This window comes from Dactylosporangium salmoneum (assembly GCF_039532525.1).
Taxonomy (GTDB): Bacteria; Actinomycetota; Actinomycetes; order Mycobacteriales; family Micromonosporaceae; genus Dactylosporangium; species Dactylosporangium salmoneum.
Genome location: NZ_BAAARV010000096.1, coordinates 21,223 through 35,297 on the forward strand (window position 1 = coordinate 21,223; position 14,075 = coordinate 35,297).

A 14,075-nucleotide genomic window follows, 5' to 3' on the forward strand; every position below is an offset into this window, starting at 1 on the left:
CGCTCACGCGGCCCGGCGAGCGACGTACTCGGCGCGCCCGTGGTTCGCGTCCACCCCCAGGTGCGGGCGAGCGGCGGCGGACGGCCGGGCCGCCGCGTCGGCGTCAGCGGTCGCGTCGGCGTTCGCCAGGGCAAGGTCGATCCGCACCTCGCAGCCGGACGCGCGCCCGGTCATCAACTGGACGGGCCGGCCGGCACGCTCCTCCTTCTCGGTGCCACACGGGTAGTGACGTCAGTTCACGATCGTGTGCCAACTTGGCCGCATCCCGACATGAAAACGAACAGATAGCTTTGTTTACTAATTGGTGACTCGTAGACTGACATTGACAAACATCGATGGAAGGATTGCGTATGTCACCGTCACAACTGCGCTCTGCGGTGCTCTCGCTGTTCCGGGTCGTCATCGGACTCCTGTTCACCTGCCACGGCATCGCCTCGCTCTTCGGCGCCCTCGGCGGCGCCTGGGGCACCAGCAAGGCCCTCCCCGTCGGCGCGTGGCCCGGCTGGTGGGCCGCGGCGATCCAGTTCGTCTGTGGCGGCCTCGTGCTGATGGGCCTGCTCACCCGCCCGGCGGCCCTGCTGTGCTCCGGGTCCATGGCCTACGCGTACTTCACCGTGCACCAGGAGCGCGCCCTGCTGCCGCTCAACAACGGCGGCGAGCTGCCCGTGCTGTTCTGCTGGTCATTCCTGCTGATCACCGTCTTCGGCGCCGGTAGCTGGTCGCTGGACGCGGTGGCCGGGCGGCTGCGCCGCTCCACCCAGCCGGGGCGGCACAACGCGGTCGCCGATGACGCCAAGACCACAGCAGTGGCCTGACCGCGATGGCCTGTCCGTGCGGTCATGCCCCGGCGCTCGGAGCGTGAGTGGATGGCCGAGCACCCGATTGCGGCTGGTGGTGGTGAAGGTTCCGTCGCGGGTTGCGGCCGCCACGACGGTGGCGTGGGCGGCGAGCTGCTCGGCACGGGCACCGGCAGCACCGGTGCGAACTCGTCCTATGTGCGGACCGGCCAGCTCGACGTCGTCGGCGGGCAGTTCCAGGCCATCGCCACCAGCCTCACCGGGTCGACGTCCTACGACCCGCTCGGGGAAGGTTCTGGCCACCACGACCCTGAATCCGGCTGCGGGAAAGGGCACCATCCACTCACTGGTCTGCCGCGATCCGCGCGCTCACCACGGTGACGGTGAGTCGCCCGGCCGGTGTCCTGACATGCCGAGATGCGGACCCGCACCGGTGCGAGTCAGAGGTGCGGCTGCTGGCTGAACTTCAGGGCGTGACGTCCACCAGTACCTTGCCAACCGTGCCGGTCTCCAGTGCCCGGTGAGCGTCGGCGGTGCGGTGCAGCGGGAAGCGGACCAGTGGCAGGCCGTGCTCCTCGCCGACCGGCATGGCGCCGTCGCGGACCGCTGCGGCGACGTCCTCGACCGCTGTGGCGCGCGCTTGCGGGCCCGCCGTGTAGAGCACCAGGAACTGCAAGCGTGTGTTCAGCACCATGTGCTGCCCCACGTTCAGCTCGACCGTTTGTCCGCCCTCGTTGGCGTAGGTCGCGATCGTGCCGCGTGTGCGCAGCACGGCCAGGTCCAGTGCGAGGTTCGCGCCTAGCGCCACCTCTGCGACGATGTCGACGCCGTCCGGGGCGATGGCACGGATGGCGGCGGCTGGGTCGCCCTCGCGATAATTGATCACATGGTGGGCGCCGGCCGCGGTGGCCAGCTTCGCCTTCTCCGGGCTGCTGACCGTGCTGATCACGGTGGCGGCGGCCCATCGGGCGAGCTGGATGACCGCGTGCCCGACCGCGCCGGCCCCGGCGACGGCGAGCACGATCTTGCCGTCGAGTGCGCCGGGGTACAGGCGGCGCGGCCCGTCCTCGGCGACGGTCAGTGCGCGGTGTGCGGTGAGCGCGGGCACGCCGAGCGAGGCGCCGACGTCGAAGCCGGCCTCGTCGGGCAGTGGCACGGCCTGGTCGGCGGGCACGACGGTGAACTCGGCGGCGGTGCCGGTGGGCCGCCCGGCGGCGGCCATGAACAGCCACACCCGTTGCCCGACCCGGCCTGGGTCGACGCCCTCACCGACGGCGTCGATCACGCCGGCGCCGTCGAGGTGCGGGGTGATCTCAGGGAAGAGCTTGCGGTGGGCAATGCCGGAGCGGGCCTGCCAGTCGGTCGGGTTGACGCCGGACACGGCGACCCGGACGCGGACCTCGCCGGGACCCGGCGCGGGCCGGTCACGCTCGACGAGCCGGAGAACGTCGGGGCCGCCGTTGTCACGGTAGATGATCGCCTTCATGATCCGTCCAATGTTCGGTCTGCGTCGTACGGTTCGATCTGGACCGAACAGTACGACGTGGGTCGAACTTTCTGCAAACATTGGCTACGCTTCCTCTTGTGACCGAGGTGATCGAACCCGCCCTCGAGACCGTGACGATCGACGTCGTGCTCAGCGCGCTCGCCGACCCGGTACGGCTCACCTTCGTGCGGGCGCTCGACGCCGCCGGGGACTGGACCTGCGGCAGCGACGTCCTCAGAAACACCGGCGTCACCATCGGCAAGTCCACCCTGTCGCACCACATCAAGGTGCTGCGCGATGCCGGCCTGATCCGCACCCGCGTCGACGGCATCCGCCGGCTGGTCACGCTCCGGTACGACGAGGTGGAACAACGCTTCCCCGGGCTGCTGACCATGCTCCGCGAACACGGGCCTACCCCTGCCGCTGCGGAGGCGCCCGCCTCAACCGCATGACGCAGGCGACAACGCGCGCCACCAGGCCCCCGTTGGAGCAGTCGCCGTAGCCGCAGTCCGAGGCCGCTGGCGGCTTCGCCGGGCCCCACTGCTCGATCATTCTGTCGAGCATGTTCAACGCCAGGCGCCACTTCTCCCGGTGCCGTACGTCGTCGCCGATGCCGGCCCGGACCCGCTTCTGCCGGACCGCGGCCGACTTGTCGGAGGTCGCTGCCGTCTACTGCGACATGCGCATCTGCCGCGTCGGGTGCGCGCTGGAGCTCATAGCCGCTGGTTCTCAACCAGCCGTTCTTCCTGATGCCGCCGGTCCATCGCCCCGAGCGCGGCCGCGTCCAGCGGTGGCTCAGCCGATGCTGGACCCCACACGTGCCTACGACTGGAGCGCTTCGATGGCGGCAATCAGGCGGTTGCGGCCGCCAACGACGAAGCGGTGCTCGGTCCCGGAGGCCGTCGTCACTGCGAGGCCGTTCGGCACGATGCGCAGGTTGTTGTACTTGCGCATGGAGACGATCTCGGCGACCGGAACGTCCAGCGGCTGTGTCTGGATGTTGAGCCCGTGCGCCCGAAAGCGCAGGTGCGCCTCGGTCAAGGTCAGGTGACCGCCGACGCTCTCGTCACCGCGCCACAGATTGGCCCGCACACGCAATAGGACGTCCTCATCGTTGTCCACGCGGCTATTCTCAGCGCTGGTCGCCCGAGAGGCCAGCCGCAGCCGGGGGTCGAGGTGCTGACGTCATGCAGGACGCTCACCGCATACGCACATGCCGCCCTTCGTGCGCGCTGGCCGGTCGTCGCTTCGCCGTCGGTGACCGGCGCACAGCACTGCAGTGGTGGATGAGCCGCTCAGCCGGCCATACGCAGCGGCGGAAGGCCCAGCGTAACGAGGAAGCGGTCCGTCTTGATCTCGACGAAGATGCTCGCGTCGTCGCGGTCTTCCTCTTCCTCATCTTCCTCATCGTCGGAGTCGTTGTCCTTCGGGCCGAGGTCTTCGGCCAGGTACGGCCGAAGGCTGGCCGTCTTGGCGTCACGGTCCGCGTCCGTCGCGCCGTCCTGTCGGCCCGCCCACCAGGCGGCCAGCCCTGCGGCCTCCCGGTGCGCATCTGTCGGGAGCGACGCGTTCGGATCTTCAAAGTATGTCCGGGGCGTGAGGCCGAGGTAGGCCACGCCACTGCCCGGTCCGGCGGGGTTGTACGTAATCGTGGCGATGTCGCTGTCGTGGATGTCGACGTGGAGCCAGTATTCGGCGTCCGATGGGACGATGTTGTCGGCCTCTGCGTCCGTCCAGGACCGCCCGTCGAACAGAAATGCGCCGAAGTAGCCCATGCCGTCTGTCCCTCAAACCCGCGCAAGCGGACCGATGCCGCGATGATCACACGAATCGCCTCGGCTGCCATGATCGGGTGCGCACGCATGCCGCGATCAGCTCGCTACGGAACGTCATGAGGGTTGGTCGCCCAGGCTCGCGGACATGCCGATGTCAGTGCGTTTGAGAATGCCTCGCCGAGTCGAGGGCCCGAGGCCTGCACAGGTCCAACGGCCAGCACAGTGGTCGGCCCACACGAGCGCGGTCAACAGGATGACTGTGCCGCGGTATGAACCGCGAGCTGCCCGTAGGTGATTGGCGGCGGTTTAGCCGGCCATTGCGCCGAGTTGGTCGAGGCGGCCGGTCTCCAGGTGCGCGACGTCGCCGCCGGAGTCCAGGGCGGCGTCGAGCAGCATGGCGAGGGAGGAGCCGAGGACCGGGACGTCGGCCGGATCGTCGAGCAGGCGGCCCTTGCGGTATGGGTCGTCGGACTTCGCCACCCGGCACAGCACCCAGTGCGTGGTCAGCGTGGCGAAGACGACGGCCGAGGCGATGCTCCGGCCGTCGGCCAGTTCGATGAGCGTCTCGATCCCCACGCCCTCGACGCCGCTGGCGGCGGAGTGGCGCTCGCCCACCGGCAGGAGTCGCCATTGGCCGCCGAACAGGGTCGCCGAGCCGACGCGGTGGTACAGCGCGATCACCTCGGCGGGCCCCTCGTCGGGCAGTTCCCGCGGCGCGGTGGTGTCGTGGTCCCGCACGATCCGGTCGAGCACGTCGTCGATGTCGACGGCGGCCGGCGCCACGTACCACCCGGCGACCGGGCGCAGCGCGCCGTCATCGTCCTGTGCGACGCCGACCAGGCCGCCGTGCAGGGCCACCCTCCGGTTGTCGCCGCTGACCCGGTCGTTGACGTTGACGGCCGCGCGCGACAGCGTGGCGGGGACCGAGTCGCTCAAGCCTCCGGCCGGCGCAACCCTGATGTCTTGGGAGGCCGGCGTACAGCCGCCGGACCCGAAGTAGCAGGGCCCTTCGTGGCCGCTACGCTTCACCACACCTGCGACTGGAGGACCACTTCATTATGAGCGAAGAGTACGTCACCCTCGACGACAAGGACCTCAACGGCGACGGCGTCGTCGACCAGGCCAAGATCTACACTCTCGACGACGGCGCCAACGTGCTGGAGGCCGACACGGACGGCGACGGCGAGGTCGACCTCATCGCGATCGACGCCGACGGCGACGGCGTCTACGAGGAGACCGTCGACCCCGCCACCGGCGAGTCCACGGACCTCACCAACTCCTGAACCGAGGGCCGCACGGCCCCGAGTCCCCGGCCGCCAGTCACGGCCGGGGCTCTTATTGATCGAGACGAGCCGGTTGGATGGAGGGTCAGGCGACCCGACCGTAGCCCGTACGGCGTGCCGGGGAGCTGATGGAGTCGTACCGCACGAGCGTCCCCGGTCTGCAGGCCTCGATGATCTGGCCGTTACCGACGTAGATGGCCACGTGCCGACGGCGGATCCCGTCGCAGCCGAACGCGCCGGAGCGCAACAGGTCGTCGACGACTCGATAAGATCAGACGTACGGACGTGCCGCCGATCGAGTGCGTTGATCACCAGGCGTGGGGGCATCCGGATCTCCGCGACCCGATCGCTACGCGGCGTGATGACGTTCAGCCGGTGGCTCGGCGTGCGGACATAGTCGACGGCACCGTTCAGGACGGGTAAGTGTTGCCAGGCGTCGTTGTGATCAATACATTGGCCACCGGCTGCCAGCCCAGCGTCGTGTACAGACGTTGACCGTCCTCGCTGGCGATGAGGATGCCGTGTTCAACGCCTTCTTCGATCGCGGAACGGGCCAGTGAACTCATGATCGCGCTGGCTAGGCCCTTGCGGCGATGAGCCGGCATGGTCTCGATCCGGTCTGCGATCGCATCCGTACCGGTCAGTCCCATCGTCCCGCGTGCGCCGACCTCTCCCGACTCGTGCTGTGCCGTGGCCGCGACCACGCTGTCGCCTCGGTGCGAGTCGACCTGGGTCAGGAGCCGGTACGGTGCGGCGGAGATGTGCTGCGGATGCCCGCGAAGATCGGCCGTCATCAGCAGTTCCGAACTCTTGAGCACGATCAGGCCGGCGTCCACCAGAGCCGAGGCGGCCCTCGCCGGATCCGTGGTGGGCACGGTCAGCCATGTGACGGTGTCCTCGCCAGCGACTAGGTCAGCAAGCCTGGTGAGCGATGCAAGGTCCTCGTCGGCGTCGAGCGCGACGTACTCGACGTCACGGCCGGGCTGCATGCACCGGACCCGCAACCCGCCGCCTACGTCTTCGGCGACGGGTAGCGCGCGGGCCACGCCCCAGCCGTGCTGCCAGCGGGCAATGAGATTTCGCAGGTCGCTCACCCGTTCAGTAGATCACTTGCACCTGAGTGGTCCGCCGGCCCCTGGGATGCAATGAGCCCGAGACCAGGCGCCGCGAGCACCGTCGCCGCCAAACTCAGCAGCGTGAGCGGCGGCTCGCCGTCGGGAAGGTGTGGCACGACTCCGGGTACGTGTTCGCCCGCAAGGACGGCACACCGATCCACCCCGCCTACGTCAGCGGCCGGTTCCGGCTCCCCGTCGAGCGAGCCGAGGTCCCGCCGGTCCGTTTGCATGACCTGCGCCACGGCGTGGCCTCCCTGGCCCACGAGGCGGGCGCGGACGTCAAGACCCTGCAGGACCTGCTCGGCCACTCCAGCATCGTGATCACCGCCGACACCTATACCAGCGTCCTTCCGCTCGCCCAGCGCAAATGCGCCGACGCCACCGCCAAACTCGTCCTCGTCGCCGACCGCCGGACCCGGGAGAAGATCCGCGGCAAGAGCCGCCGGAACCGGCGCAACCAGCGTCCCGCGAAAGGTATGCCGACCCCGGCCAGGCCGACCACCGTCAACAGGCCATGCTCATCGACCACGACATGTCCCTGGGCCTTCCACGTGACCTTCGACTTCACCTGCATGTCGACGCTGACACGATCCGGCAGGTTCGGACCGCGCTGCTGGAGATCCTGGAATGCGCCTGCTTCGTGGCGGACACGGCCGACGGCCGCATCACCGGCTGACCCCGCCAGGGGCCCACGGACATCGCGCCGCATCCATGGTCACTTACGCTGTAGCCGCGATCCGGGCGCGTGGCGATGCGTGCGCATGGCCAAACCCGCGTTCGCAGCGGTATGCCACGCACGGGTACCCGGACCGTCGGATGGATCGTGTGGCATGTGCTGAACTGGGGGCGTGCAGATGCGTCCCGCAGAATTGGCGGCGATCCGTGCCGGCGACGTCGACGTGGCGTTCCGCCGGTGGGAACGGCCTCGCGTCAGGGTCGGTACCCGGATGCGTACCGCGGTCGGACTGATCGAGGTCACGTCCGTCGACCGCGTGGCGGTGAGCTCGCTATCTTCCGCGGACGCCCGCCGGGCCGGCGCGGCGTCGCTGGCGGCGCTCCGGCAGGGGCTGGACCGCCTCCACCCCGAGCGGCCGGTGTATCGGATCGGGCTACGGTACGCGGGCGTGGACCCGCGGCACGCGTTGCGGGAGTCGGTACCGGACGCTGCGGAGATCGACGCGATCGTCGCGGCGCTCGACCGGCTCGACCGCGCCTCGCCGATCGGGCCTTGGACCCGGGCGACGCTGCTGCTGATCGACGAACTGCCGGCAACCCGGGCACCCGACCTCGCCCAACGGCTGGGGCGCGACACCCCATCGTTCAAACAGGACGTGCGCAAGCTGAAGGAGCGCGGCCTGACCGAATCGCTCGACATCGGATACCGGCTCTCGCCGCGCGGCGCCGCCGTCCTGGACCACGAGGGCCATCCCCGGCCGGCCCGGGCCCGGTCGGTACCGGAGCCGGGCATCCCGCTGCCACACATCGGCGCAGCCGCGACACGTGCGCTCACCGCACGCGGCGTGGTCCGGCTCGAACAGGTGGCCGGACTCAGCGAGGGCGAAGTCCAGGCACTCCACGGAGTCGGGCCCTACGCCCTTCGACACCTGCGAGCAGCGATGGACGCGGCCGGGCTGACCTTCCGCGACGATCCTGGCGCATCGCCGCAGACCGGCGTCACAACAGAGACGTCCTGAGCATCAGTCCGCAAGCCGCCACCGACCAGGGCAGGACGCGCTGGAGGCGCAGCCGACGATCCAGCAGCTTGATCCACGTGCGCGCTATGCCGCAGTTGATGCGCTCTCGCCGGCCCCGGTTACCGTCACGGAGAGTGACTGGATTGGCGAGGAGCGCGGGCCCACCTGCCGTGTCGTGTCGGCAAGTCATCGGAAGAGCTGACGCCGCCGATTGACCGCCGCCACCAAGTCGTGGTGCGCAGCGCCCGGCTTGTCGTCGGGCCGTCTACGGTGGCGGGCGAGTTTGCGCTCGGCAGCGCGTTGGCGCCGGGGCGAGATAGGTTCAAACGGTGACTGTGACGCCAGACCAGCCCCTGGACCTTCCCCGCACGGTCGGGGAGCTCCGCGCCTCCGGCCACCGCTTCCGCACCGTCAAGGAGGAGCTGCGCGAGAACCTGCTCGCGCAGCTGCGCAGCGGCGAGCCGCGCTTCCCCGGCATCGTCGGCTACGAGGACACCGTGCTGCCCGAGCTCGAGCGGGCCATCCTCGCCGGGCACGACCTCGTGCTGCTCGGCGAGCGCGGCCAGGGCAAGACCCGGGTCATCCGCGGCCTGGTCTCGCTGCTGGACGAGTGGACGCCGGTGATCGCCGGGTCCGAGCTCAACGAGCACCCCTACGAGCCGATCACGCCCGCCTCCCGGCGGCTGGCCGCGGAGGCCGGCGACGCGCTGCCGGTGGACTGGCTGCACCGGTCGGTGCGCTACGGCGAGAAGCTCGCCACCCCCGACACCAGCGTCGGCGACCTGATCGGCGACGTCGACCCGATCCGGGTCGCGCAGGGCCGCACCCTCGGCGACCCCGAGACCATCCACTTCGGCCTCGTGCCGCGCACCAACCGCGGCATCTTCGCCGTCAACGAGCTGCCCGACCTCGCCGAGCGCATCCAGGTGTCGCTGCTCAACGTGCTGGAGGAGCGCGACATCCAGGTCCGCGGCTACCAGCTGCGCCTGCCCCTGGACGTCATGCTCGTGGCCAGCGCCAACCCGGAGGACTACACCAACCGCGGGCGGATCATCACGCCGCTCAAGGACCGCTTCGGCGCGGAGATCCGCACGCACTACCCGCTCGACCTCGAGCTGGAGATGGATCTCGTACGGCAGGAGGCCAAGCTCGTCGCCCAGGTCCCCGACCACGTGATCGAGGTCCTGGCCCGCTTCACGCGGGCGGTGCGCGAGTCGCCGGCCGTCGATGCCCGCTCCGGCGTCTCCGCCCGGTTCGCGATCGCGGCCGCCGAGACCGTGGCCGCCTCCGCGCTGCGCCGGGCCGGGCTGCTCGGCGAGGAGCGGCCGGTGGCCCGCATCGGCGACACGGTGTCGGTCACCTCGACCCTGCGCGGCAAGGTCGAGTTCGACAGCGGCGAGGAGGGGCGGGAGATCGAGATCCTCGCCCACCTGCTGCGCACCGCCACCGCCGACACGTTCCGGGCCCGGCTCGCCGGGCTGGACCTGTCCGGCTTCACCGACCTCGTCGCCGAGGACCAGGTCGTCGAGACCGGCGAGCTGGCCGGGGCCGACGAGATCCTGCGCCAGGTCGGCACCGTGCCGGGGCTGGCGAAGGTCCTCGAGAGGCTCGGCCTCGGCGACGCCCCGAGCCGCGGGGAGGCCGCGGCCGGCGTGGAGTTCGCCCTGGAGGGCCTGCACCTGACCCGGCGGCTGTCCAAGGACCTCACCGACGACGGCCGCACCGTGTACGGAGGATGACCTTGCGGCACAACCGGTTCCGCTACGGTGCGTGGCGCGGCGGGCCCGACCCGCTCGCCCCGCCCTACGACGTGCGCGCCGCCGTCGACCAGGTCGGCCAGGAGGTCCTCGAGGGCGGCAGCCTCCGCGAGGCGCTGCGCAACCTGCTGCGCCGCGGTCCGCAGGGCGGGCGTGGCCTCGACGACCTGCTCGCCCGGGCCCGCCGGATGCGCCGCGACGCCATGCGCCGCGGGCAGCTCGACGGCGCCGTGACGCGCGCGTCGCAGCTGCTCGACCAGGCCCTGGCCGCGGAGCGGGACGCGCTGGCCGGGCTCGACACCGACGAGGCCCGCTTCGCGGAGGCCCAGCTCGACGCGCTGCCCCGCTCCACGGCGCGGGCGGTCTCGGAGCTGTCGGAGTATCAGTGGACGTCCGACGAGGCGCGGGGGCTGTACCAGCAGATCCTCGACCAGCTCCGCCAGGAGGTCGTCGAGCAGCGCTTCCAGGGCATGCAGCAGGCGCTGCGCGACCCGGAGGCGCAGGCCGCGATGCGGGCCATGATGCAGGACCTCAACGCCCTGCTGGAGAAGCACGCCCGCGGCGAGCCGACCGACGACGCGTTCGCCGAGTTCATGAACCGCCACGGCGACTTCTTCCCGGAGAAGCCGGCGAACATCGACGAGCTCATCGACGCCCTGGCCCGGCGGGCCGCCGCGGGGGAGCGGCTCATGCGCTCCCTGAGCCCGCAGCAGCGCGCCGAGCTGGAGCAGCTCATGGCCCAGTCCCTCGGCGACCTCGCCGGGGAGATGGGCCGGCTCACCGACAACCTGCGCGCGCTGCGGCCCGGCCTCAACTGGGGCCGGGGCGAGCGCGTCCGCGGCGAGCAGGGGCTGGGCTACGGCGACGCCGCCGGCGCCCTGGAGGAGATCGGCGACCTCGACGACCTGCTCGACCAGCTCGGCCAGGAGCACCCCGGGGCCACCCTCGACGACGTCGACGTGGAGGCGGTCGAGCGTCAGCTGGGCCGCGCCGCCGCCGACGACGTGCGCCGCCTGCGCGAGCTGGAGCAGCAGCTGCGCCGGCAGGGCTGGGTCACCCGCGGCGCCGACGGGCTCACGCTGAGCCCCAAGGCGCTGCGGCGGCTCGGCGGCACCGCCCTGCGGACCGTCTTCGCCCAGCTGCACGCCGGCCGGCAGGGCCAGCACGACCTGCGCGACGCGGGCGCCGCCGGGGAGCTCACCGGGGCGTCGCGGCGGTGGCGGTACGGCGACGAGCAGGCCCTCGACGTGGTGCGCACCATCGGCAACGCGGTGCGCCGCCAAGCCGCGTCGCACGACCTGTCCAGCGGCGGGCCGGCGAACCTGCCGATCGCGCTCGACGTGGAGGACTTCGAGATCGCCGAGACCGAGCGGCGGGTGTCGGCCGCCGTCGCGCTCTGCGTCGACCTGTCCTTCTCGATGATGGCCGACGGCCGCTGGGGCCCGATGAAGCAGGCCGCCCTCGCCCTGTCGCACCTCGTCGCGACCCGCTTCCCGCAGGACGCGCTGCAGATCATCGGCTTCGGCCGGTACGCCCAGCGGCTGAGCCAGGAGGAGCTGGCCGCCGTCGAGCCCGACATGGTGCAGGGCACCAACCTGCAGCACGCGCTGAAGCTCGCCGCCCGGCACCTGCGGCGACACCCGGCGTCCGACCCGGTCGTGCTCGTCGTCACCGACGGCGAGCCGACCGCGCACCTGCTCGACGACGGCAGCTCCACGTTCACGTGGCCCCCGACCAGGGAGACGGTCGCCGCCACCGTGCACGAGGTCGACCAGCTCACCAGGTACGGCGCCGTGATGAACATCTTCATGCTCGGCGAGGACCCGGGCCTGCGCCGGTTCGTCGACGCCGTCGCCCGGCGCAACGGCGGGCGGGTCTTCACCCCGGACGCCGACGACCTCGGCCGGTACGTGGTCTCCGACTACATCCGGGCCCGCCGGGGCCGCCGCGGGTGATCCGTGTTTGGCGGCCGTGGGGATGGGGGTACCAGATCCACGTAGATCGGTACCCCCACCCTCCGGGAGCTGACATGATCGTCCTCGGTCTCATCCTTTTCCTCCTCGGCCTGTTCCTGCACGTCGGGATCATCGAGACGATCGGCATCGTGCTGCTCGTCGTCGGCGCGGTGCTGTGGATTCTCGGCGCGATGGGGCGCCCGCTGGCCGGTCGCCGCAATTGGTGGTAGCCGCCGGCACAGCCCAGCGGCATTGCTGCGCGGCCGGCGCTCCAGGGAGGCGCCGGCCGCGCGTTTTTGTGCCTTGTGAATCTGGCCTTCTGGCCATAATGTGGCGGGCGTGAGCGTGCGCCGTTTCGCGTGGGAGCTGTTGCGGCTGATCGTGCGCGGCCAGGGCCGCCGCCGGCTGTACTTCGTCCCGGTCCCCGCCGACGCCGCCCTGCGCACGCGCCTGGACCAGCACCTCGCCGGCGCCGAGTGGGTGGCCCGCACGGTCACCGCCCCGGCCGGCGACCCGTTCGCCGTCGCGGTCCTCCTGGTGGAGCGGCCGGCCTGAATTCGTACGGCAATTGTGCGCGATTCTGTGGCGCGCACCCTCGCACAGATCGCGGACAATTCCCGGGCATTTGATCTCTTGCCATCGGCGGCCGCGGTGCAACGATCTCCCGCGGCGCACGGCCCGTGCGCCGGATCGCCAGATCAAAGGAGATCGCGATGATCAAACGCCCGCGCCGCCGGCCGCGCTCCGGCTGGCCGGTGGCGCTGCTGCGGACCGCCCTGCTCGACCTGGCCGCCCAGGCGGTGGTCTCCGCCGCGGCGGTGCTCGGCCTCGCCGCCGGCCTCGGCCCCTGGGGTGTCGCCGCCGTCCTGCTGGCCGTCGCGGCCGTGGCCCTGCCCGCGGCCCGATTGGCGGGCCGTGACCACGCCGAAGTGGGAGCCCCCCGCTGCAACGAGGGGCCCCCTTCCCCAGACCGATGAACCCATAGGAGACAGGCCGGACCGGGAGCCTGCGGCGAATGCGGCGACGTTACCGCATTGTTGCGCACCGCCACAGGCCCTCGCGGCCCGGTTCACCGAGGCGGGTATCCAAAGACGCCCGCCGATGGGGCAGGCCCGCCCCGCCCGGTTCGGCGCCAGCCCGCGCCGTACGGACCGGTCCTCCTCCACCGCATGGATGATGCCCGTACGGTGATCAGAGCAATTCTCGATCGTCAATTCGTGTGGCGGCGGGCGGGAATTTCCCGGCCGTTTCCTCTGGCGCCGCCCCGCGCCCCGATGGCACGATTCGGCGGTCGGGAGGCGCCGGCCGGCTGCAAACGATCGGCGCACGCGGGAAATCCCGGCCGCTGACCGCATGGACTAGGGAGACAGGCCATGGCACACCCGCGCCGGCTCCACCCTGCCCCGGGCCACCCGAGGTGAACGGGCGCCGCGGGCCCAAGCACAAGCCCATCCACGGATGGAGCCCGGAGGCCGGGTTCGCCCGTGCGCTGCGGGCGCGGATGGCCGACGCCGGCTGGCCCACCCGGGCGGAGCAGGCCAAGCTGGCCAACTTCAGCGCCAGCACCATGTCGCAGGTCGACACCGACGCCGTCCTGGCCGGCTGGGAGCACGTCGAGGGGTACCTCAAGGGCTGCCGCGCCACGCCCGAGGAGATCGAGCAGTGGCGGCCCCGGTACGACGGGGCGGAGGCGCACAGCGCCTGCTACCGGCCGGCCCTGGACGACGTCCGCGACCGCGAGGAGCTGCGGCAGCGCTGCACCGCGCTGCTCGACGAGCTGGGCACGGACCGCGACGTGCGCCGCGAACGCGCCCGCCGGGCCGCCGCCGGTGGCTTCGCCGACTTCATGGATGACCCCGTCCCCGGCGAGGCCGAGCTGGACGCCCCCACCGAGCGGGCCCTGCGCTGGAACGTCTACCTCGGCGGCGGCGCGTACGACGCCGTGCAGTACTGGGCGGACCGGTTCCGGGCGCTTCCGGAACGCCAGGTCGCGCCGCCGCCGCCACCGCCGCCACCGCCACCGCCACCATCGCCGCGACCGGAGGCGGGGCCCGTGCCTGCGCCGCCGCCGCGGCGGCGGGTGCCCGCGCTCGTCGGCGCCGGCCTGCTCCTCGTGCTGCTGTCCACCGGGGCGGTCGTCGCCCTGCGGTCCTGGCGCGGGGCGGCGCAGTCCCTCGAGGCGGTGGGGCCGGCCACCGGCTCGGTGCCGCCGG

The 14,075-nt window shown here is 71.6% G+C and carries 19 protein-coding genes and 1 pseudogene; 13 read left to right on the forward strand and 7 right to left on the reverse strand.

Annotated elements, in window-relative coordinates:
- Positions 1-3 precede the first annotated feature (3 nt).
- Complete coding sequence (locus tag ABD352_RS47145; RefSeq protein WP_344619166.1) at positions 4-174, reverse strand: hypothetical protein; 171 nt, start codon at positions 172-174, stop codon at positions 4-6.
- A 176-nt stretch (positions 175-350) separates the two neighbouring features.
- Between ABD352_RS47145 and ABD352_RS47150 the strand changes: the two genes are divergently transcribed.
- Both ABD352_RS47150 and ABD352_RS47155 read left to right on the forward strand, forming a co-directional pair.
- The gene (locus ABD352_RS47150) at positions 351-815 is read left to right on the forward strand and encodes a DoxX family protein (protein ID WP_344619167.1); all 465 of its coding nucleotides are present in this window, start codon (positions 351-353) and stop codon (positions 813-815) included.
- Between the two features lie 51 nt (positions 816-866).
- Positions 867-1,178: a hypothetical protein gene (locus ABD352_RS47155; RefSeq protein ID WP_344619168.1), complete on the forward strand. Its 312-nt coding sequence runs from the start codon at positions 867-869 to the stop codon at positions 1,176-1,178.
- Positions 1,179-1,263: 85 nt separating this feature from the next.
- Here the strand turns inward: ABD352_RS47155 and ABD352_RS47160 are convergent, their stop codons facing one another.
- Positions 1,264-2,283 carry an NADPH:quinone reductase gene (locus ABD352_RS47160; RefSeq protein ID WP_344619169.1) on the reverse strand — a complete coding sequence of 340 codons (1,020 nt, stop codon included), beginning with the start codon at positions 2,281-2,283 and terminating at the stop codon, positions 1,264-1,266.
- Between the two features lie 98 nt (positions 2,284-2,381).
- Here ABD352_RS47160 and ABD352_RS47165 point away from each other — a divergent pair, with 98 nt between their 5' ends.
- Positions 2,382-2,735, forward strand: a complete 354-nt coding sequence (locus ABD352_RS47165; RefSeq protein WP_344619170.1) for an ArsR/SmtB family transcription factor — start codon at positions 2,382-2,384, stop codon at positions 2,733-2,735.
- Here the strand turns inward: ABD352_RS47165 and ABD352_RS57905 are convergent.
- The 4 genes from ABD352_RS57905 to ABD352_RS47180 form a co-directional block, all read right to left on the reverse strand.
- Entirely contained in the window at positions 2,695-2,895 is a 201-nt protein-coding gene (locus ABD352_RS57905; protein ID WP_425553940.1) for a transposase, read from the reverse strand. The two genes, ABD352_RS47165 and ABD352_RS57905, sit on opposite strands and share 41 nt — an antisense overlap.
- Positions 2,896-3,105: 210 nt before the next feature.
- Positions 3,106-3,405, reverse strand: a complete 300-nt coding sequence (locus tag ABD352_RS47170; RefSeq protein WP_344619171.1) for a GRAM domain-containing protein — start codon at positions 3,403-3,405, stop codon at positions 3,106-3,108.
- Between the two features lie 173 nt (positions 3,406-3,578).
- Complete coding sequence (locus ABD352_RS47175) at positions 3,579-4,058, reverse strand: hypothetical protein (protein ID WP_344619172.1); 480 nt, start codon at positions 4,056-4,058, stop codon at positions 3,579-3,581.
- A 306-nt stretch (positions 4,059-4,364) separates the two neighbouring features.
- A complete protein-coding gene (locus ABD352_RS47180) occupies positions 4,365-4,994 on the reverse strand; it encodes a hypothetical protein (protein ID WP_344619173.1) in 630 nt (209 codons plus the stop codon).
- Between the two features lie 122 nt (positions 4,995-5,116).
- On the opposite strand from ABD352_RS47180, the gene ABD352_RS47185 reads away from it, so the two are divergent.
- Positions 5,117-5,341 carry a hypothetical protein gene (locus ABD352_RS47185; protein WP_344619174.1) on the forward strand — a complete coding sequence of 75 codons (225 nt, stop codon included), beginning with the start codon at positions 5,117-5,119 and terminating at the stop codon, positions 5,339-5,341.
- A gap of 410 nt (positions 5,342-5,751) precedes the next feature.
- Here ABD352_RS47185 and ABD352_RS47190 read toward each other — a convergent pair whose 3' ends face one another.
- Positions 5,752-6,435, reverse strand: coding sequence for a GNAT family N-acetyltransferase (locus ABD352_RS47190; protein WP_344619175.1), 684 nt, complete (start codon positions 6,433-6,435; stop codon positions 5,752-5,754).
- 128 nt (positions 6,436-6,563) lie between these two features.
- On the opposite strand from ABD352_RS47190, the pseudogene ABD352_RS57910 reads away from it, so the two are divergent.
- The 9 genes and pseudogenes from ABD352_RS57910 to ABD352_RS47235 all read left to right on the forward strand — a co-directional run.
- Positions 6,564-6,791, forward strand: a pseudogene (locus ABD352_RS57910) (tyrosine-type recombinase/integrase); the annotation flags it as partial.
- Between the two features lie 179 nt (positions 6,792-6,970).
- On the forward strand, positions 6,971-7,132 hold the full coding sequence (locus ABD352_RS47200) for a hypothetical protein (RefSeq protein ID WP_344619344.1): 162 nt from the start codon (positions 6,971-6,973) through the stop codon (positions 7,130-7,132).
- Positions 7,133-7,310: 178 nt separating this feature from the next.
- Complete coding sequence (locus tag ABD352_RS47205) at positions 7,311-8,150, forward strand: hypothetical protein (protein ID WP_344619334.1); 840 nt, start codon at positions 7,311-7,313, stop codon at positions 8,148-8,150.
- A 329-nt stretch (positions 8,151-8,479) separates the two neighbouring features.
- Positions 8,480-9,889: a sigma 54-interacting transcriptional regulator gene (locus tag ABD352_RS47210; protein ID WP_344619176.1), complete on the forward strand. Its 1,410-nt coding sequence runs from the start codon at positions 8,480-8,482 to the stop codon at positions 9,887-9,889.
- Positions 9,886-11,862 carry a vWA domain-containing protein gene (locus ABD352_RS47215; protein ID WP_344619177.1) on the forward strand — a complete coding sequence of 659 codons (1,977 nt, stop codon included), beginning with the start codon at positions 9,886-9,888 and terminating at the stop codon, positions 11,860-11,862. The genes ABD352_RS47210 and ABD352_RS47215 overlap by 4 nt, the downstream gene beginning before the upstream one ends.
- A 74-nt stretch (positions 11,863-11,936) precedes the next feature.
- Complete coding sequence (locus ABD352_RS47220) at positions 11,937-12,092, forward strand: hypothetical protein (protein WP_344619178.1); 156 nt, start codon at positions 11,937-11,939, stop codon at positions 12,090-12,092.
- 109 nt (positions 12,093-12,201) lie between these two features.
- Complete coding sequence (locus tag ABD352_RS47225) at positions 12,202-12,417, forward strand: hypothetical protein (RefSeq protein WP_344619179.1); 216 nt, start codon at positions 12,202-12,204, stop codon at positions 12,415-12,417.
- A 158-nt stretch (positions 12,418-12,575) separates the two neighbouring features.
- On the forward strand, positions 12,576-12,839 hold the full coding sequence (locus ABD352_RS47230; protein ID WP_344619180.1) for a hypothetical protein: 264 nt from the start codon (positions 12,576-12,578) through the stop codon (positions 12,837-12,839).
- A 440-nt stretch (positions 12,840-13,279) separates the two neighbouring features.
- Positions 13,280-14,075: hypothetical protein (locus tag ABD352_RS47235; RefSeq protein ID WP_344619181.1), on the forward strand; the 796-nt coding region annotated here is incomplete at its 3' end.

What these genes read in the sequence shown, in the direction of transcription:
- ABD352_RS47205 (WP_344619334.1), top strand. Translation starts at nt 7,311, where the DNA reads ATGCGTCCCGCAGAATTGGCGGCGATCCGTGCCGGCGACGTCGACGTG.
- ABD352_RS47145 (WP_344619166.1), bottom strand. Translation starts at nt 174, where the DNA reads ATGACCGGGCGCGCGTCCGGCTGCGAGGTGCGGATCGACCTTGCCCTG.
- ABD352_RS47200 (WP_344619344.1), top strand. Translation starts at nt 6,971, where the DNA reads ATGCTCATCGACCACGACATGTCCCTGGGCCTTCCACGTGACCTTCGA.
- ABD352_RS47230 (WP_344619180.1), top strand. Translation starts at nt 12,576, where the DNA reads ATGATCAAACGCCCGCGCCGCCGGCCGCGCTCCGGCTGGCCGGTGGCG.
- ABD352_RS47220 (WP_344619178.1), top strand. Translation starts at nt 11,937, where the DNA reads ATGATCGTCCTCGGTCTCATCCTTTTCCTCCTCGGCCTGTTCCTGCAC.
- ABD352_RS47175 (WP_344619172.1), bottom strand. Translation starts at nt 4,058, where the DNA reads ATGGGCTACTTCGGCGCATTTCTGTTCGACGGGCGGTCCTGGACGGAC.
- ABD352_RS47185 (WP_344619174.1), top strand. Translation starts at nt 5,117, where the DNA reads ATGAGCGAAGAGTACGTCACCCTCGACGACAAGGACCTCAACGGCGAC.
- ABD352_RS47150 (WP_344619167.1), top strand. Translation starts at nt 351, where the DNA reads ATGTCACCGTCACAACTGCGCTCTGCGGTGCTCTCGCTGTTCCGGGTC.
- ABD352_RS47160 (WP_344619169.1), bottom strand. Translation starts at nt 2,283, where the DNA reads ATGAAGGCGATCATCTACCGTGACAACGGCGGCCCCGACGTTCTCCGG.
- ABD352_RS47155 (WP_344619168.1), top strand. Translation starts at nt 867, where the DNA reads ATGGCCGAGCACCCGATTGCGGCTGGTGGTGGTGAAGGTTCCGTCGCG.
- ABD352_RS47215 (WP_344619177.1), top strand. Translation starts at nt 9,886, where the DNA reads ATGACCTTGCGGCACAACCGGTTCCGCTACGGTGCGTGGCGCGGCGGG.